General features: G+C 74.9%; 17 protein-coding genes and 1 tRNA gene. 12 read left to right on the top strand and 6 right to left on the bottom strand.

What is annotated here, in order from left to right; translation table 11 throughout:
* Positions 1-46: 46 nt before the first annotated feature.
* From AB0G13_RS02925 to AB0G13_RS02900, 6 genes are all read left to right on the top strand, one after another.
* A complete protein-coding gene (locus AB0G13_RS02925; protein ID WP_357867975.1) occupies positions 47-790 on the top strand; it encodes a DUF4129 domain-containing protein in 744 nt (247 codons plus the stop codon).
* Between the two features lie 64 nt (positions 791-854).
* Complete coding sequence (locus AB0G13_RS02920; protein WP_357867972.1) at positions 855-1,439, top strand: hypothetical protein; 585 nt, start codon at positions 855-857, stop codon at positions 1,437-1,439.
* Positions 1,436-2,440 (top strand): MoxR family ATPase, encoded by a 1,005-nt coding sequence (locus tag AB0G13_RS02915; protein WP_357867969.1) that lies wholly within the window; start codon positions 1,436-1,438, stop codon positions 2,438-2,440. Before AB0G13_RS02920 ends, AB0G13_RS02915 begins: the two co-directional genes overlap by 4 nt.
* The gene (locus AB0G13_RS02910) at positions 2,440-3,855 is read left to right on the top strand and encodes a DUF58 domain-containing protein (RefSeq protein ID WP_357867966.1); all 1,416 of its coding nucleotides are present in this window, start codon (positions 2,440-2,442) and stop codon (positions 3,853-3,855) included. Before AB0G13_RS02915 ends, AB0G13_RS02910 begins: the two co-directional genes overlap by 1 nt.
* A 114-nt stretch (positions 3,856-3,969) precedes the next feature.
* Positions 3,970-4,530, top strand: a complete 561-nt coding sequence (locus AB0G13_RS02905) for a hypothetical protein (RefSeq protein ID WP_357867964.1) — start codon at positions 3,970-3,972, stop codon at positions 4,528-4,530.
* Positions 4,531-4,634: 104 nt separating this feature from the next.
* Positions 4,635-5,969 (top strand): NAD(P)/FAD-dependent oxidoreductase, encoded by a 1,335-nt coding sequence (locus AB0G13_RS02900; protein ID WP_357867961.1) that lies wholly within the window; start codon positions 4,635-4,637, stop codon positions 5,967-5,969.
* Positions 5,970-6,065: 96 nt separating this feature from the next.
* On the opposite strand, the gene AB0G13_RS02895 is transcribed toward AB0G13_RS02900, so the two are convergent.
* Positions 6,066-7,898 carry a hypothetical protein gene (locus AB0G13_RS02895; RefSeq protein ID WP_357867958.1) on the bottom strand — a complete coding sequence of 611 codons (1,833 nt, stop codon included), beginning with the start codon at positions 7,896-7,898 and terminating at the stop codon, positions 6,066-6,068.
* 102 nt (positions 7,899-8,000) lie between these two features.
* On the opposite strand from AB0G13_RS02895, the gene AB0G13_RS02890 reads away from it, so the two are divergent.
* The 4 genes from AB0G13_RS02890 (at position 8,001) to AB0G13_RS02875 (ending at position 10,262) form a co-directional block, all read left to right on the top strand.
* Positions 8,001-8,081, top strand: a tRNA-Leu gene (locus AB0G13_RS02890).
* A 110-nt stretch (positions 8,082-8,191) separates the two neighbouring features.
* The gene (locus AB0G13_RS02885; RefSeq protein WP_357867955.1) at positions 8,192-9,007 is read left to right on the top strand and encodes a Bax inhibitor-1/YccA family protein; all 816 of its coding nucleotides are present in this window, start codon (positions 8,192-8,194) and stop codon (positions 9,005-9,007) included.
* A gap of 149 nt (positions 9,008-9,156) precedes the next feature.
* Positions 9,157-9,915, top strand: a complete 759-nt coding sequence (locus AB0G13_RS02880; RefSeq protein ID WP_357867952.1) for a Bax inhibitor-1/YccA family protein — start codon at positions 9,157-9,159, stop codon at positions 9,913-9,915.
* 26 nt (positions 9,916-9,941) lie between these two features.
* The gene (locus AB0G13_RS02875; RefSeq protein WP_357867949.1) at positions 9,942-10,262 is read left to right on the top strand and encodes a hypothetical protein; all 321 of its coding nucleotides are present in this window, start codon (positions 9,942-9,944) and stop codon (positions 10,260-10,262) included.
* 20 nt (positions 10,263-10,282) lie between these two features.
* Here AB0G13_RS02875 and AB0G13_RS02870 read toward each other — a convergent pair whose 3' ends face one another.
* The 3 genes from AB0G13_RS02870 to AB0G13_RS02860 all read right to left on the bottom strand — a co-directional run bounded on the left by AB0G13_RS02870 (position 10,283) and on the right by AB0G13_RS02860 (position 13,515).
* Complete coding sequence (locus AB0G13_RS02870) at positions 10,283-11,545, bottom strand: acetyl-CoA C-acetyltransferase (protein ID WP_357867946.1); 1,263 nt, start codon at positions 11,543-11,545, stop codon at positions 10,283-10,285.
* 117 nt (positions 11,546-11,662) lie between these two features.
* Entirely contained in the window at positions 11,663-12,466 is an 804-nt protein-coding gene (locus AB0G13_RS02865) for an SGNH/GDSL hydrolase family protein (protein WP_357867944.1), read from the bottom strand.
* The gene (locus AB0G13_RS02860; protein WP_357867942.1) at positions 12,463-13,515 is read right to left on the bottom strand and encodes an SGNH/GDSL hydrolase family protein; all 1,053 of its coding nucleotides are present in this window, start codon (positions 13,513-13,515) and stop codon (positions 12,463-12,465) included. The genes AB0G13_RS02865 and AB0G13_RS02860 overlap by 4 nt, the downstream gene beginning before the upstream one ends.
* A gap of 149 nt (positions 13,516-13,664) precedes the next feature.
* Here AB0G13_RS02860 and AB0G13_RS02855 point away from each other — a divergent pair, with 149 nt between their 5' ends.
* The gene (locus tag AB0G13_RS02855) at positions 13,665-14,021 is read left to right on the top strand and encodes a YkvA family protein (RefSeq protein ID WP_357867939.1); all 357 of its coding nucleotides are present in this window, start codon (positions 13,665-13,667) and stop codon (positions 14,019-14,021) included.
* 77 nt (positions 14,022-14,098) lie between these two features.
* Positions 14,099-15,469 (top strand): cystathionine beta-synthase, encoded by a 1,371-nt coding sequence (locus AB0G13_RS02850; protein WP_357867936.1) that lies wholly within the window; start codon positions 14,099-14,101, stop codon positions 15,467-15,469.
* 85 nt (positions 15,470-15,554) lie between these two features.
* On the opposite strand, the gene AB0G13_RS02845 is transcribed toward AB0G13_RS02850, so the two are convergent.
* On the bottom strand, positions 15,555-16,064 hold the full coding sequence (locus tag AB0G13_RS02845; protein ID WP_357867933.1) for a GNAT family N-acetyltransferase: 510 nt from the start codon (positions 16,062-16,064) through the stop codon (positions 15,555-15,557).
* On the bottom strand, positions 16,061-16,990 hold the full coding sequence (locus tag AB0G13_RS02840; RefSeq protein ID WP_357867931.1) for a ribonuclease Z: 930 nt from the start codon (positions 16,988-16,990) through the stop codon (positions 16,061-16,063). Before AB0G13_RS02840 ends, AB0G13_RS02845 begins: the two co-directional genes overlap by 4 nt.
* Positions 16,991-17,076: the final 86 nt, after the last annotated feature.

The following is a 17,076-nucleotide window of genomic DNA, read 5'->3' as shown; positions in this document are numbered from 1 at the left end:
GCGTCGGCCCGTGCGACCCGCCCTGGTGGTCCGGAGGTAGCCCTCGATGCAACTCAGCGTCCTGCGCAGGTGGTGGCCGGTCGCGGCGGTGGTGCTCCTGCTGGCCGTCGCCGCGCTCTCGTCCGCCCACTCGTCGATCGGCGCCAGCCGGGTCCCGCCCGCCGCCGACAACATCCCCTACATCCCGGAGTATCCGACCGCCGAGCCGGTCCCCTCGATCCCCGTGGAGCCCCGGGACACCGCCGAGGCCACCGGGACGCGGATCCCGGAGTGGGTCGTCACCGCCGTCGTCGTGCTGCTCGGGCTGGCCCTGCTCGCCGCGTTCGGCTACCTCACCTGGACGCTGGTCCGGGGCGCGATGCGGCGCACCACCCGGGCGCTGCCGGCCCGGCGGCCCCGGCGTACGCCCGAGGGCACCGCCCGCGAGGTGGCCGCCGCCCTCGACGCGGGCCTGGAGGAGCTGGACGACCGGCACACCGATCCCCGCACGGCGGTGATCGCCTGCTGGGTGCGCCTGGAGGAGGCCGCCGCCGGGGCGGGCGTGCCCCGGCTGACCGGCGACACCCCCACCGACCTGGTCACCCGCCTGCTGCGGGGCGACCCGTCGGCGGGGGTCCCGGCGATCGCCAGCGCCGACGTGCTGGCCGAGTTCGCGCACGTCTACCGCGAGGCCCGGTACGCCACCCGGGAGGTCGACGAGCGCACCCGCGACCAGGCCCGGGCGGCGCTGCGCCGGCTGCGCGGCGAGTTGACCGCCGTGGTCGACGACGACGCCGAGGTGCCCGCGTGACCAGGACGGGTGCCCGCGTGACCGGGGCGTGGCCGGCGCCCGCCCGGCGTGGTGAGGTGGCGCGGTGAGCAGCACCAGTATCGACGATCTGCTCAGCTTCGAGGAGGAGCGGCCGGCGCCCGCCGAGCGCTCCCGGGGCGGACGGGCGGGTCAGGTGCTCCGCACCCTGGCCGGCGTCGCGGCCGTCGTGGTCGTGCTGGTCGCCGGCCTGCGCGTGGTCGGCCTCCGGGTCTCCCTGCCGGTCCTCGTGGCCGGGGTGGTCGCGCTGTTCCTGGTCCGCCGGGTCGTCGCCGCCCTCGCGCCCCCGCCTCCGCCCCGCTCCGGGGGCCGGGGTCCGGCCGCCGACGACGACGGCACCTGGAACTGGGGCGCCCGGGACGCGCTGCGCGCCGCGATCAACGGCTGGGAACGGCCGCTGGACTGGGCCGGCAGGGACCGGGAGCGGTTCGCCGGGCGGATCCTGCCCCGGATCGGCGAACTGGCCGACGAGCGGCTGCGCCAGCGCCACGGCCTGACCCGCGAATCCGACCCGGAGCGGGCGCGGGCCCTGCTCGGCGACCGGCTCTGGGCCTTCCTCAGCACCCCCTCCCGCCGCCCCCCGTCGCCGCGCGACCTCGCGGCGATCGTCGCCGAACTGGAGAAGATATGAACGACGTGGACCGCAGCATGCCCGCCGCCGAGGTCGGCCACCTCGCCCGGTCGGTGCTGGAGGCGGTCGGTCAGGTCGTGGTCGGCAAGCGGGACGCGCTGGAGCTGGTCCTCGCCGGGATCCTGGCCGGCGGGCACGTGCTGCTGGAGGACCTGCCGGGCCTCGGCAAGACGCTGACCGCGCGGTCCTTCGCGCAGGCGCTCGGGCTGGACTTCCGCCGGCTCCAGTTCACCCCCGACCTGCTGCCGGCCGACGTGACGGGCTCGTTCCTGTACGACCAGCGCAGCGGCGACTTCGCGTTCCGGGCCGGGCCGGTCTTCACCAACCTGCTCCTCGCCGACGAGATCAACCGGACCCCGCCGAAGACCCAGTCGGCCCTGCTGGAGGCGATGCAGGAGAAGCAGGTCTCGGTGGAGGGCGTGACGTACAAGCTGGACGAGCCGTTCCACGTGCTGGCGACCGCCAACCCCATCGAGTACGAGGGCACCTATCCGCTGCCGGAGGCGCAGCTCGACCGGTTCCTGCTCCGCGTCTCCTTCGGCTATCCCGAGGCCGAGGAGGAGTGGGAGGTGCTGCGCCGGCGGATGGCCCGCCGCCGCGAGGAGGCGGACATCAAACCGGTGGTCGACGCCGAGACCCTGCGCGCCATGCAGGCCGCGCTGGAGGACGTGGTCGTGGAGGACTCCATCGGCCGCTACATCGTCGCGCTGACCGCCGCCACCCGCGAGCACCCGTCGGTGCTGGTGGGCGCCTCGCCGCGCGGCTCGCTGGCGCTGCTGCTGCTGTCCCGCGTACGGGCCGTCATGGCCGGCCGCGACTACGTGGTGCCGGAGGACGTGAAGGAGGTCGCGGCGCCCGCCCTGGCGCACCGGATCACGCTGCGCCCGGAGATGTGGCTGCGCCGCGTCGACCCGTCCTTCGTGGTCGGCGAGGTGCTGGAGGCCACCCCGGCCCCCGCCAGCGGCGCGCTGCCCAGCTACGCCGCCGGCCCCGGGCACTGATGGTCGCGCCCGCCGTGTCGCCCCGGGGCGAGTCCTCGCCGCAGGGGCCGGAGCCCGCGGCCGGCTGGGCGCCCACCTGGGCGCTGGGCCGGGCGGTCCTGCTCACCGGGCTGCTGCTGATCGCGGGGGTGCTCCTCGGCCGGGTCGACCTGGTCGTGCTGGCCGCCCCGTTCGCGATCGGCACCGCGTACGCGCTGCGCCGCCGGCCGACCGCCCTGCCGCAGGTCTGGATCTCCGCCGACGAGGGCCACCTGGTGGAGGGCGGCGAGCTGACCGGCACGGTCACCGTCGGCAACCCCGACCTGCTCGACTACGACGTGGCGGTCATCCGCAGCCGGGTCTCGCCGTGGCTGCGCATCGAGCGGGCGACGATCGCCGGGGCGACCGCAGCGTCCGGGGCGGGTTCGGCGGCCGTCCCGTCCGTCGCCGAGCGGCCCTTCGTGACGGCCGTCCCGACGGCCGCGGCCGTGGACCTGGAGTTGACCGGTACGGCGCTGCGCTGGGGCCGGCACCCCGTCGGCCCGGCGGGCGCACGGGTGGCCGCCGCGCAGGGGCTGCTGGTCTCCCGCGCCGTGATCGCCGAGCCGGCCCGGCTGCGGGTCTACCCGAAGACCGAGCCGTTCGACGCGGTCGAGGCGATGCCCCGGGCCGCCGGCCTGGTCGGCGCGCACCACTCGCGCCGACCGGGCGAGGGCGGCGAGCTGGCCGGCGTACGGGTCTTCGCGCCGGGGGACCGGCTGCGCCGCATCGACTGGCGGGTCTCGCTGCGCGCCCGGCAACTGCACGTGGCGGCCACCCTCTCCGACCGTGACGCCGAGGTGGTGGTGCTGCTCGACGTGCTCGCCGAGGCGGGCCGCTCGGGGGGCGTCTCCGGCGCCGCCTCCGTGCTGGACACCACCGTCCGGGCCGCCGCCGCCATCGCCGAGCACTACCTGCACCGCGGCGACCGGGTCTCGATGCTGGAGTACGGCCCGGCCGCGCGCCGGCTGCGCCCGGCCACCGGCCGCCGGCAGTACCTCACCGTCCTGGAGTGGCTGCTGGAGGTGCGGGCGGAGTCCTCCCCGCACGAGCCGTACGACCAGGTGTTCGGGCCGCAGCTGCTCTCGGCGGACGCGCTGGTGGTGGTGCTCACCCCGCTGCTCGACGAGCGGTCGGCGCAGATGCTCGCCCGGCTGGCCCGCTCCGGGCGGTTCGTGGTCGCGGTGGACACCCTGCCGGCGGACCTCGCCCCGCCGAAGGACCGGGGCTGGGCCGAGGTGGCGTACCGGCTGTGGCGGCTGGACCGGGACACGATGATCGGGCAGCTGCGGGAGCACGGCGTGCCGGTGGTGCGCTGGGCCGGCGCGGGCAGCCTCGACGAGGTGCTGCGGGACGTGGCCCGCCTGGCGACCGCCCCGAGGGTGAACAACCGGTGAGCGCGAGGAACGCAGCGCAGCGGAGTCCCGCAGTCGCGAACGAAGGGCGGCACCGGTGAGCGCGAGGAACGCAGCGCAGCGGAGTCCCGCAGTCGCGAACGGAGGCTGGCACCGATGAACGCCGTCACCGACCGGGTTCGGGCGCTGCGCCACGCCGCCACCCGGATCAGCCTGACGCCGCTGCTGGTGCGCGCCGGCATCTTCCTCACCGTGCTGGTCGGCCTCGTGCTGGCGTACCCGTCGGAGGTGCTCCTCGGGCGGCCGCTGCTCGCCCTCCTGGCGGTGGCGGTGCTGCCGGCGGTCGGGCCGCGCCGGGTCTGGCCGACCTTCGCGGCGCTGGTCACGGTCGGCGGCTGGCTGGTCGCCACCGACGGGTACGGCCGGCCGATCGCCCTCTGGCGGCTGCTCGCCGTGGCGGCGGTGCTCTACCTCACCCACACCCTCTGCGCGCTGGCCGCCGTGCTGCCGTACGACGCGGTGGTCGACCCGGACCTGATCGTGCGGTGGCTGGCCCGGGCGGGCGCGGTGCTGCTGGCCACCTTCGTGCTCGGTGTGCTGTTGGTCGAGGTCGGCGGGCTCGGTGGTGACGCCGGACACCAGGCGGCGACGGTGGTCGGGCTGCTCGTGGCGGTGGCGGTGGTGGCGTTGCTGGGGTGGCTGCTGCGCCGCAGGTGACAGCCCCTTCCGGGTGAAGTCGTGCAGGTCACAGGGGTTGTGCTCCGTCACAGAGAAGGGGCGCGAGCGGGATTAGCCGGGCCGCGCGGGGAAAGATAGATGACGTGAACCCGAAGCGGATCCTTGTGGTGGGTGCCGGGCACGTCGGTCTCTACGCGGCCCTGCGCCTGTCGAAGAAGCTCAGCTCCCGTGAGGCTGAGGTCGTCGTGGTGGACCCTCAGCCCCACATGACCTACCAGCCGTTCCTGCCCGAGGCGGCGGCCGGCAACATCTCGCCCCGGCACTCCGTGGTGCCGCTGCGGCGGGAGTTGCGGCGGTGCAAGGTGGTCGCGGGCACGGTGACCCGGATCGACCACGGCCGCAAGACCGCCGTGGTGCAGCCCATCAGCGGCCCCACCCGGGAGATCCCGTACGACCACGTGATCGTCGCCCCGGGTTCGGTGTCCCGGACGCTGCCGATCCCCGGCCTGCACGAGCACGGCATCGGCTTCAAGACCATCGGCGAGGCCATCTACCTGCGCAACCATGTGCTGGACCGGCTCGACGTGGCCGCCGCCACGCCGGACCCGGCGGTCCGGCGCTCCGCGCTGACGTTCACCTTCGTCGGCGGCGGGTACGCCGGCATCGAGGCGCTCGCCGAGATGGAGGACATGGCCCGGGACGCGCTGAAGTACTACCCGGAGCTCAAGCCGGAGGACATGCGCTGGGTGCTGGTCGAGGCGACCCAGCGGGTGCTGCCTGAGGTCGACCGGGACATGGGCGCCTACACCGTGCAGCAGCTGCTCAAGCGGAACATGGACATCCGGCTGGACACCCGCCTGGAGTCCTGCCTCGACGGGGTCGTGAAGCTCTCCGACGGCGACAGCTTCCGCTCCGACACCATCGTCTGGACGGCCGGCGTGAAGCCGTCGCCGATGCTGGACGCGACGGACTTCCCCCGCGACGACCGGCGGCGGGTCACCTGCCTGCCGACCCTCCAGGTGGTCGACGGCGACCGGGTGGTCGAGGGCGCCTGGAGCGCCGGTGACTGCGCGGCCGTGCCGGACCTGACCAAGGAGCCCGGCAACTACTGCTCGCCGAGCGCCCAGCACGCGGTCCGCCAGGCCGCCCGGATGGCCGACAACATCGTCAACGTCGTCCGCGGCCGGGAGCCGGTGGAGTACAAGCACAAGCACGCCGGCAGCGTCGCCAGCCTCGGCCTGCACAAGGGCGTGGCCCAGGTGTACGGGATCAAGATGACCGGCTGGCCGGCGTGGTTCATGCACCGGACGTACCACATGAGCCGGATCCCGTCGTTCAACCGCAAGGTCCGGGTCGTGGTCGACTGGACGCTGGCGTTCGTCCTCAAGCGTGAGGTGGTCGCCCTGGGTCAGCTGCACGATCCGCGCGAGGAGTTCGCCGAGGCGTCCCAGCCGGTCGGCGTTGGCCGCGCCGCCTGACGGAGCACGCGAAGCCCTCTCCGCCTCCGGGTGGAGAGGGCTTTCGCATGTCCGGCCGTCGGCGCGCGGGGCCGCGGCTGCGCGCCCCCGCGCGGGTCAGACGCGCCAGGTCCAGGCGTCGGCGATCCGGGTGGCGGGCCCGTAGAGCTGCTCCAGCGTGCCGCGCAGGCTGTCGGCGTGCGGCGTGTCGACGGCCAGCGCCACGCAGGAGGCGCCCCAGAACTCCGCGTCCTGCGCGGCCTGCCGGCGCTGTCCGTCGTCGACGACCGGTTGCCCGCCGCGCTTGGCGACCTCGGCGAGCAGGGCCGAGGTGGGCTGCGAGTACGTGCCCATCGCCGCCGTGCCGTCGCGGCCGTACGGGCCGATGAAGAAGCCCTCCGGCATGCCGAAGGCCGCGTCGGCGGCGGTCGCCCAGCGCATCGGCCAGGGCTGCTTGGGCGTGGCGAGCGGGACCGGCACCAGCACCCCGCCCGGCTCGACGCACTGGCGCCAGTGCCCGCCGGTGACGAACTCGGGCAGCGGCGGCCGCTCGGCGGTGGGCAGCGGGGTCGGCAGCAGCGGCAGCAGCGCCACGGCGACCCCGGCGGGCACCAGCCGGCGGGCCAGGCCGGTGCCGCGCAACGCCCGGTCGACCGCCAGCACCAGCAGCGTGGCGACCAGTGGGAGCACCGCGAGGGCGAACCGCATCGGCAGCGCACCGTCCACCACGGGCAGCCCCGAGAGCAGGGCGTACGGGCCCGGCACGGCGGTGCGTTCGCCGTCGACGACCACCCGGGGGCCGAGCGACAGCGCCCCCGTCACCAGCGTCCCGACCACGCACGCGACGACCAGCGGACGACGGCCCAGCCAGAGCGCGCAGGCGGCGGCGACCAGCAGCAGGGGCAGCCCGAGGAAGGTGTTGTACTCGGCCGGCCCGGTGGTCAGCCGGGCGGCCCCGTCGCCGCCCGCGATCGACAGCGGCGAGACCGTCCACCAGCTGCGCAGGTCCGCCGAGAAGTAGTGCGGGCTGAACATGCCGTCCGCGACGCCCTGCGGGCCGGCGAACTGGAACCACAGCGGCCAGGCCAGCACGAGCAGGGCCAGCCCGGCGGCGAGCAGCATCCCGCCGGCGAAGCCGGGCAGGGCGCGGCGGGCCAGGTTCCGGTCCGCCACCGCGTAGGTGACCGCCATCACCAGCAGCGTGACCGCGCAGAGGAAGAGCACCTCCTCGCCGACGAAGACCTGTGCCGTGACCGCCGCTGCCAGGCCGACGGCCGAGCTGACCATCCGCCGGCGGTCCGGCCCGTCGGGGGTGCCCGCCGGGTCGGCGGCCCGCAGCAGGCGGACCACCAGCCAGACGATCACCGGAACCAGCCACTGCGCGGTCATGTGCAGGTGGCTGTTGGTCTGCGAGACCATCCCCGGGCCGAAGCCGCAGAGCGCCGCCCCGAGCGCGGCGGCGACCCGGCGGGCGCGCAGCACCCGGGTGAAGAGCAGGTACCAGGCGATGGCGGTGCCGGCCAGGTTCGCCATGGCCAGCAGGGCGAAGGTGACCGGCGCGCCGAACAGCAGGGTCACCGGGGCGAGGAGCACCCCGAGCGCGATGACCGTGGTGTTGGTCATCAGGTTGACCCCGTCCGGCGCGTTGAGCCGCCGGGTGAGCAGGTCGAAGTCGCCGAGCAGCGCCCGGGAGTCGACGGCGAGGAACCACTCGTAGAGGGCCTGGTCCTCCGGGTTGAGCGCCAGCACCCGGGCCGCCGGGTCGGGCCAGAGCCCGTGGGTGAGCCAGCCGGCCAGCGCCACGAAGAGCAGCGCGACGGTGACGTCCGTCCGGCGACGGTGGACGGCGGTCAGCAGGCGCGCCGGCCGGAGCCGGCGGGGCGGCCGGTCGGCGGCGAGGACAGCCTGGTCAGGAACGGCGTCGGGGGCCGTGGGGGCTGCGCTGCTCACGGTCTCGACCCTAGTGCGACCCGCCCGCCGGGGTACGCCGGGTCGCCGGCGACCCGCTACCGTGACACTGCACCACGCGTGTCGACCCGCGCGGTGTCACCCGCCCGGGTGGTGGAACGGCAGACACGGCCGCCTTAAAAGCGGCTGCCGCAAGGCGTGCGGGTTCGACCCCCGCCCCGGGCACCCGCACTCTCAGCTTCCGCTCAGCTTGGCGATCTCCACGGGACTGCCCTGGGCGTTTACTCTTGAGGGTGCACGTTCACGTGCAACGACCCCCTGAGGGAGGCCTGACAGTGAAGACTTCGAACCCGGTGCTCGCCCGGCTCGGCCAGGCGGCCGAGCGGGAGCGCTCCGCCGGGTACGCCCCGACCGGGCCGTACGGACAGCCCGGTTATCCGCAGCAGTACCCGACGCAGGCCGGCTACCCGGCGGCCCCGCCGACCGTCAACACCATGTCGATCGACGACGTCGTGGTCAAGACCGTCACGCTCCTCGGCATCCTCGGCGTCTCCGCCGCGGCCGCCTGGGTGCTGGTGCCCGACGCCCTGCTCGGCGCGGCCTGGATCGGCGCGGCGGTGGTCGGCCTGGTCCTCGGCCTGATCATCTCGTTCTCCCGGATGGCGAACCCGGCGCTGGTCGTCGCGTACGCCGTCGTCGAGGGCGTCTTCGTCGGCATGGTCAGCAAGTTCTTCAATTCGCTCTACGACGGCATCGTGGTCCAGGCGGTGACCGCCACGTTCGGTGTCTTCTTCGTGATGGCCATGCTCTACAAGGCGAAGGTCATCCGGGCGACCCCGAAGTTCGTCAAGGGCATGATCGCCGTGATGGCCGGTCTCTTCGCCGTCATGCTGATCAACCTCGTGTTCGCGCTCTTCGGCGTCAACACCGGTCTGCGCGACGGCAGCCCGCTGGCGATCGGCTTCAGCCTGGTCTGCATCGTGGTCGCCTCGCTGAGCTTCGTGCTCAGCTTCAAGGAGGTCGAGGACGGCGTCCGGATGGGTCTGCCCCAGCGCTACTCCTGGGTGGCCGCCTTCGGCATCCTGGTCAGCCTGGTCTGGCTCTACATCGAGATCCTGCGCCTGCTGAGCTACTTCCAAGGCGACGACTGACCGTCGTCACCGTCCGACCGGCGCCCGCCCCCGCACCCGCGGGGGCGGGCGCCGTCGTTTCCGCGCCGCGCGGGTCCCGCTGTTTCCCGCCGCCGCCGCCCGTCGGGAGGCAGAGTGGCCTGCGGGGGTACGCCGGCGGAGGAGGCGGGGTGCGCAGCAGCAACCCGGTGTTGAACCGGCTCGACGAGACCGGCCGGGTGGAGCGGCGGGTGCTCGGTGTCGGGGGCGCGGAGGCGATGACCGTCGACGACGTGGTGGTCCGTACGGTCGGGCTGCTGTTGCTCACCGGGGTCACCGGCGCGGCGGCCTGGGTGGCCGTGCCGCCGGCGGCGTGGCTTCCCGCCGCGCTGGCCGGCACCGCGCTCGCCGGGATCGCGCTGGCCGTGGTGATCTCCTGGCGGGGCATCACCAACCCGGTGCCGATGGTCGGCTACGCCGTGCTCCAGGGGCTGCTGCTCGGCGTGGCCAGCCGGGCCTTCGAGCTGCTCTACCCGGGCATCGTCGTCCAGGCGGTGACGGGGACGTTCGGGGTCTTCCTCGGCATGGCGCTGCTGTACCGGGCCCGCCTCGTCCGGGCCACGCCCCGGCTGGCCCGGCTGGTCGTCGGCACGCTGCTCGGGATCGTCGCGCTCAGCGTGGCCAACCTCGTGGTGTACCTGGTGTCCGGCCGGCAGGGGCTGGAGATCTACCGCCCGACCGGCGAGGTGGGCTGGCTGCCGTACGCCTTCTCGGCGGTCGCGATCGTCGCCGGCGCGCTGAGCTTCATCCTCGACTTCGACCTGGTCGAGCGCTCGGTCCGCGACGGCCTGCCCCGCCGCTACGCCTGGCTCTGCGCCTTCGGGCTGCTGACCGGGCTGATCTTCCTCTACTGGCAGCTGCTGCGCCTGCTCAGCTACCTCCGCCGCTGATCCGGCGTTTCCGTAGACTCGGCGCGATGAGCGCAGTGGAGCTGGACCGGGCGGTGGAGCTGCTGGTCCGTCAGGTCGGGCACTGGCAGCAGCCCCGCTGGGCGGCCACGGCCGCCGGCGGCAACATGTCCCGCGCCGACCTGGTGCACCGGCTGGTGCAGGAGATCGCCAACCGGGCCGCCGACGCGGAGGGCGGGCCCCGGCGTGCGGTGCCCCGGCTCGACAACGACCTGGCGCTGCCCGACCAGCTCCGGGTGGTGGCCGCCGACCTGGTCGTCGCCGCCCCGCCGCCCGAGGTGCTGGCGCGGGCCGCCGCCGAGGTGACGGCGACCCGCGACACGCTCTAGCGCCGGCCCGGGCTCCGGCCTCAGCTCAGGCGCTCGACCACCATGGCCATGCCCTGGCCGCCGCCCACGCACATGGTCTCCAGGCCGATCGTCTTGTCGTGCCAGTCCAGGGCGTTGAGCAGGGTGCCGGTGATCCGGGCGCCGGTCATGCCGAACGGGTGCCCGACGGCGATCGCGCCACCGGAGACGTTCAGCTTCTCCAGCGGGATGTCGAGCTGCCGGTACGAGGGGATCACCTGCGCGGCGAACGCCTCGTTGATCTCCACCAGGTCGACGTCGTCGATGGTCATCCCGGCCCGCTTGAGCGCCTGCCGGGTGGCCTCGACCGGGCCGAGGCCCATGATCTCCGGCGAGAGGGCGGTGACGCCGGTGGAGACGATCCGGGCCAGCGGCGTGATCCCGAGGTCCCTGGCCCGCTGGGCGCTCATGATCACCACGGCGGCGGCGCCGTCGTTGAGCGGGCAGCAGTTGCCGGCGGTGATGCGGCCGTCCGGACGGAACACCGGCTTCAGCCCGGAGACGCCCTCCAGGGTGACCCCGGCGCGCGGGCCGTCGTCGGTGCCGACCAGCGTGCCGTCCGGCGTGGTGACCGGGGTGATCTCCCGGGCCCAGAAGCCGTCGGCGATCGCCTTCTCGGCGAGGTTCTGGCTGCGTACGCCGAACTCGTCCATGTCGGCGCGGCTCACGTCGTACACCTGGGCCAGGTTCTCGGCGGTCTGCCCCATGGTCAGGTAGATGTCCGGCAGCTCCCCGGCCTCGCGCGGGTCGGTCCAGACCGGGGCCCCGCCCTGGGCGCGGGCCTTGGAACGCTCGGCCGCCGTGGCGAAGCGCGGGTTCTCCCAGCCGCCGCCGACCAGCGCCTGCGCCTCCTTCGGCAACCCGTCGGAGTTGCCGCGGGCGTACCGGGAGACGGTTTCCACGCCGGCGGAGACGAAGACGTCGCCCTCGCCGGCCCGGATCGCGTGCATGGCCATCCGGGTGGTCTGCAGCGAGGACGCGCAGTAGCGGGTGAGCGTCGCGCCGGGCAGGGTGTCCAGGCCCATCAGGGTGGCGACCACCCGGGCCATGTTGAAGCCCTGCTCGCCGCCGGGCAGACCGCACCCCAGGTAGAGGTCGTCGATCTCGGTCGGGTCGAGCTGGGGGACCTTGTCCAGAGCGGCCCGCACGATGGTCGCGGCGAGGTCGTCCGGGCGGACGTCGCGCAGGGACCCCTTGTGCGCCCGGCCGATGGGGGAGCGGGCGGTGGCGACGATGACGGCGTCGCGGGACGACTCAGTCGGCATGAACCAACGTTAACCCGTCGGTAACTTCGGGCGGAAGCTGCCGCCGGCCGGGAAATGTCACGCCCGCGCCGGTCCTCGACGAACCGTTCGCCGGCCCCGGGCGGGACGGCCGGCGGGTCAGTGCCGGGAGGCGACCGCCGCGGCGGCGGCGACGGCCGGCAGCAGGGCGTGCGCCCAGACCCGGTAGCCGTCGGCGGAGGGGTGGTAGCCGTCGTGGCACAGCGTCCCGGCGTCGGCCCGGAACACCGGGCCGGTCTCGGTGGCCAGGTCGACCACCGTGCCGCCCGCGTCGAGCACCGCCGCCGTCTGGGCGCGGGCCATCCGCCGCCCCGACCAGCCGACCACGTGCCGCAGCGGCGGCGCGATCGCGCGTACGGCGCCCAGGTCGGGGCAGGTGCCGACCACGACCTCCACGCGGGACTCCCGGAGCCGGTGCACGGCCGCCCCGAGGTACGCGGCGGCCTCCACCGGGCGACGCAGGGAGGTGGCGTCGTTGGCCCCGATCAGGATCACCGCCACGTCGGGACGTTCGCCGAGCAGTGCCCGGGCCACCTGGGTGGCCAGGTCGGTCGAGCGCGAGCCGGAGACGCCGACGCTGGACAGGTGCACCCGGCGGCCGGTCGGGCCCTCGGCGAGCAGGTTGGCCAGTTGCCCGCCGATGGTCTCGTCGAGGCGGCCGACCCCGACGCCGAGGGCGGACGAGTCGCCGAGCAGCACCAGTCGCAGCGGCGGCGCGTCGGCGCGCCCGACCGTGGCGCGCAGCGCGAGCGCGAGCTCCGGTTGGGCGTACCGGCGGTTCCGGGCGGCGACGGCCTGACCGGCGAGGACGGCGGCGCCGCCGACCGTGCCGGCGATGAGGCCGAGCGTCGCCGCCCGGCCCAGTCGGTTGGCGAGCCCCGAGGGGATGAAGCGCTCGCTCATGCCAGTCCCTCCAGTGTGGGTGAGTCGGCGGCGGGGCCTGGCTGCGGCATCGCGCCGACACCGAAGAAGGCCCGTCGGCGCAGCTGCGCCCACCGGCCGGCGGGGCCGCGCTCGCGGCCCCGGACCCGGGTGCCGCTGACCTCGGTGCCCGCGTGGCGGGCCGCCTCCTGGGCGGCCTGCGGCAGCGACCGTACGCCCTCGCCCCGGATGAGGGTCGGCCGCCGGTCCTGCCCCGCGCCGAGCGCGGACAGCACGGTCGGCAGCAGCGCGGCTGCGGCCACCGCGTAGCCCTCCGCCGAGGGGTGGAACCGGTCCCAGGCGAACATCCGGGTCGGTTCGGCCGCGAACCGGGGCCCGAGCAGGTCGCCGAGGGAGACCGTCCAGCCGCCGGCCTCGACCACGGCCACCGTCTGGGCGGCGGCGAGCTGCCGGCTCCAGCGGCGCGCCAGCCAGCGCAGCGGTGGCTGGATGGGCTGGATCGCGCCCAGGTCGGGGCAGGTGCCGACGACCACCTCGCAGCCGGCGGCGCGCAGCGTGCGGACCGCCTCGACCAGGTAGCGCACCGCCAGGGCGGGCGGGGTGCGGTTGGTCACGTCGTTGCCGCCGATCAGGATCACCGCGACGTCGGGGCGGCACTCCAGCGCCGCCTCCACCTGGTGCCGCAGCACGGCCGAGATGGCGCCGACCACGGCGAAGCGGTGCAACCGGACGGGGCGTTGCAGGCGGCGGGACAGGCCGGTGGCGAGCAGGGCCCCGGGCGTCTCCCGGCGGCGGTGCACGCCGTAGCCGGCGGCCGACGAGTCGCCGAGCACGACGACGGTGACCGGCGGGCCGGGCAGCTTCGCGCCGTAGACGCCGTCGCAGCGCGGCGGCGGGGCCTCGGCCATCGGGATCGTGCGGCGGGCCTGGCGGGCCTGCCCGAGGAGCACCCCGCCGGTCGCCACCGCGGCCGCGGCGGTGGCGCCCGTGCCGATCGCCGCGAGGCGGGCGAGCTGCCGGGCGCGCTGCCAGCGCGGACCGACCGGGACGACGGAATCAGCGACCCCCATACAGCGACATTATCGCGCCGGCACGACACGCCGCTGTCGTCGTGTCGGCTCGCGGGTGCCTGGAAGGCGACGGTCCGGGGTACCTGTACGGGTGACCCGGGGGGCGGTTGCGCCGGCGCGTCACCCTGGCACGTGGAGAGGGGCCGAACATGGGGAAGACATTGAAGCGCAGCGCGGCGTTCAGCGCGCTGGCCCGGGCGCTCGCGGCCGGGTCGCGGGGCGGGCCGACGCTCGGGGCGCGGCTGGGCGCGCTGCCCCGGATGATCCGGGCGACCGCCCGGGGGGAGTACGACGGCGGCCTGCGGCTGGCCCTGATGACCGCGGCGACGGCGTACATCGTCTCGCCGGTCGACCTGCTTCCGGAGATCCCGCTGGCGATCTTCGGGCTGGCCGACGACGCGGTCATGGTGACCTGGCTGGCCGGCAGCGTGCTGGCGGAGACCGAGCGGTTCCTGGAGTGGGAGGCCCGGCGCAGCTCGGTGATCCCCGGGCACGTGGCGTCCTGAACCCACGTACCCTGGGGCGTCGAGAACACGTCTGCCCGGCCGCCGCCGGCGGCGCCGGAGGAGAAGGGCACAACGAGGTGCGGTACTACGACAACGTCGTCGAGCTGATCGGCAACACCCCGCTGGTACGGCTGCGCAACGTCACGGCCGGGATCCAGGCCACCGTGCTGGCGAAGGTGGAGTACCTCAACCCGGGCGGTTCGGTGAAGGACCGGATCGCGCTGCGGATGGTGGAGGACGCGGAGAAGGCGGGCCTGCTCCAGCCGGGCGGCACGATCGTCGAGCCCACCAGCGGCAACACCGGCGTCGGCCTGGCGCTGGTGGCGCAGCTGCGGGGCTACAAGTGCGTCTTCGTCTGCCCCGACAAGGTCAGCCAGGACAAGCAGGACGTGCTGCGCGCGTACGGCGCGGAGGTGGTGGTCTGCCCGACCGCCGTGGCACCGGAGGACCCGCGTTCCTACTACAACGTGTCCGACCGGCTGGCCCGGGAGATCCCCGGCGCCTGGAAGCCCAACCAGTACAGCAACCCGGCCAACCCGCGCTCGCACTACGAGACCACCGGCCCCGAGCTGTGGGAGCAGACCGGGGGCGAGATCACCCACTTCGTGGCGGGCGTCGGCACCGGCGGCACCATCTCCGGCATCGGGCGCTACCTGAAGGAGGCCTCGGAGGGCCGGGTCAGGGTCGTCGGCGCCGACCCGGAGGGCTCCGTCTACTCCGGCGGCACCGGCCGGCCCTACCTGGTCGAGGGCGTCGGCGAGGACTTCTGGCCGGAGACGTACGACCGGGGTGTCGCCGACGAGATCATCGAGGTCTCCGACAAGGCGTCCTTCGAGATGACCCGGCGGCTGGCGCGCGAGGAGGGGCTGCTGGTCGGCGGCTCCTGCGGGATGGCCGTGGTGGCCGCCCTGGAGGTGGCCCGCAAGGCCGGCCCGGACGACGTGGTCGTGGTGCTGCTGCCGGACAGCGGCAAGGGCTACCTGTCCAAGATCTTCAACGACACCTGGATGGCCCGGTACGGCTTCCTGGACAACTCGGGCACGGAGCCGACGGTCGCCGACGCGCTCGCCGGCAAGCCGGGCGGCCTGCCCGAGCTGGTGCACGTGCACCCGACCGAGACTGTCCGCGACGCGATCGACTACATGCGCGAGTACGGCGTCTCGCAGCTGCCGGTGCTCAAGGCCGAGCCTCCGGTGGTCACCGGCGAGGTGGCCGGCTCGATCGCCGAGAAGGACCTGCTCGACGCGCTCTTCACCGGCCAGGCGCACCTGCACGACACCATCGAGCGGCACATGGCCGCGCCGCTGCCGATGATCGGCGGCGGGCAGCCGGTGAGCGAGGCGGTCGGCCTGCTGGAGAAGTCCGACGCCGCCCTGGTGCTGGTCGACGGCAAGCCGAAGGGTGTCCTCACCCGGCAGGACCTGCTGGCCCACCTCGGCGCGCGCTGACCCGCACGACGTCCGCACGAGGGCCCTTCCCCGAACGGGGGAGGGCCCTCGCCGTACCCGCGCCGGGCGGCAGGCACGGTGGCGGTCAGAGCCGTCGGGCGTAGCGGAGCTGGGGGGTGAGCGCCGAACCGACGTGGTCGTCGCGTTCGACGCCGGTGGGGGTCCAGCCGCCGCGCTCGTAGAAGCGGCGGGCGTGCGCGTTGTCCCGCAGCACCCAGAGCACCGCACGGGACCAGCCACGGGTCCGCATGGCGTCCAGCGCGTCGACCATCAGCCGGCGGCCGGTGCCCCGGCCGCGCTCGGCCGGGTCGAGGTGGATCGCGTTGAGCAGGCCGGTCGCCGGGTCGCCCTCGTCGTCGGGGCCGAGGTAGCTGAACCCGACCAGCCGGCCGTCGCGCTCGACCACGGTCATCCGGTGCTCGTCGCGCTCCCACGTCCACCGCTCGGTCCAGTAGGCGCCCATCGCCTCGGGGGTCGGGTCGGCCAGCGCCTCCGCCGGCAGGAAGGCCGAGTAGGCGGCGACCCGGGACCGCTGGTGCAGCGCGCCCACCGCCGTCAGGTCGTCGACGGTGGCGGGGCGCAGGGTGACCGTCACCCGGCCGAGGCTACCCGCCGGGGCGGGACCTGGACGGTCGTCAGGTCCTCGGCGACCACCAGGTCACCGTCGAAGTGCGCGCGGGCCTCGTCGGCGAAGCGAGCCGGGTCGGCGTACCGCTGGGAGAAGTGGGTGAGCACGAGCCGGCGTACGCCCGACTCGGCCGCCACCCGCGCGGCCTGGCCGGCCGTGAGGTGGCCGACCTCGGCGGCCAGCGCGGCCTCCGAGTCGAGGAACGTCGACTCGATGACCAGCAGGTCGGCGTGCTCGGCGAGGGCGTACACCCCGTCGCAGAGGCCGGTGTCCATGACGAAGGCGAAGCGCTGCCCGGGCCGGGGCACGCTCACCTCCTCGCGGGTGACGCGGCGCCCGTCCAGGTCGAGGTGGCCGACGCGGATCAGCTCCCCGACCGCCGGCCCGGCGATGCCGTACGCGGCCAGCCGCTCCGGCAGCATCCGGCAGCCGTCCGGCTCGACGAGCCGGTAGCCGTACGTCTCGACGGGGTGCCGCAGCCGGCGGGCCTCCAGCGTGCCGACGCCCAGCGCGATCCGCTGCCCGTCGGCCTCGATGGGCTCGACGCGCAGCTCGGCGGTCTCGTGGAAGCTGGAGGCGTGCCGCAGGCGGGCGAAGTACTCCGCGCCGCCCGCCGGGAAGTGCACCGCCACCGGGTGCGGCACCCGGTCGAGGGAGAGCCGCTGGATGGTGCCGGGCAGGCCGAGGCAGTGGTCGCCGTGGAAGTGGGTGACGCAGATCCGGGTCAGGTCCGTGGCGGTGACCGTGGTGTGCAGGAGCTGCCGCTGGCTGCCCTCGCCCGGGTCGAAGAGGATCACCTCGTCGTCCCAGCGCAGCACGTACCCGTTGTGGTTGCGCTGCCGGGTCGGGGCCTGGCTGGCCGTCCCGAGCACCACCAGCTCGCGCATCGACACGGTGACCTCCGGCTGCGTCGACCACCCGGCCTGCGGAAAGGGTCGACCCCCGGGGCTTCCGCGCTCGCGCGCGGGCCGGCTGGACT

It is taken from the genome of Micromonospora sp. NPDC023633 (genome assembly GCF_040640035.1).
Lineage (GTDB): Bacteria > Actinomycetota > Actinomycetes > Mycobacteriales > Micromonosporaceae > Micromonospora.
This window is presented reverse-complemented; position numbering and strand designations above follow the sequence as displayed.

Bases quoted from the DNA above. Each gene is read 5' to 3' on its own strand.
- AB0G13_RS02925 (WP_357867975.1), top strand. From the start codon at position 47: ATGCAACTCAGCGTCCTGCGCAGGTGGTGGCCGGTCGCGGCGGTGGTG.
- AB0G13_RS02910 (WP_357867966.1), top strand. From the start codon at position 2,440: ATGGTCGCGCCCGCCGTGTCGCCCCGGGGCGAGTCCTCGCCGCAGGGG.
- AB0G13_RS02860 (WP_357867942.1), bottom strand. From the start codon at position 13,515: ATGGGGGTCGCTGATTCCGTCGTCCCGGTCGGTCCGCGCTGGCAGCGC.
- AB0G13_RS02855 (WP_357867939.1), top strand. From the start codon at position 13,665: ATGGGGAAGACATTGAAGCGCAGCGCGGCGTTCAGCGCGCTGGCCCGG.
- AB0G13_RS02905 (WP_357867964.1), top strand. From the start codon at position 3,970: ATGAACGCCGTCACCGACCGGGTTCGGGCGCTGCGCCACGCCGCCACC.
- AB0G13_RS02915 (WP_357867969.1), top strand. From the start codon at position 1,436: ATGAACGACGTGGACCGCAGCATGCCCGCCGCCGAGGTCGGCCACCTC.
- AB0G13_RS02865 (WP_357867944.1), bottom strand. From the start codon at position 12,466: ATGAGCGAGCGCTTCATCCCCTCGGGGCTCGCCAACCGACTGGGCCGG.
- AB0G13_RS02870 (WP_357867946.1), bottom strand. From the start codon at position 11,545: ATGCCGACTGAGTCGTCCCGCGACGCCGTCATCGTCGCCACCGCCCGC.
- AB0G13_RS02875 (WP_357867949.1), top strand. From the start codon at position 9,942: ATGAGCGCAGTGGAGCTGGACCGGGCGGTGGAGCTGCTGGTCCGTCAG.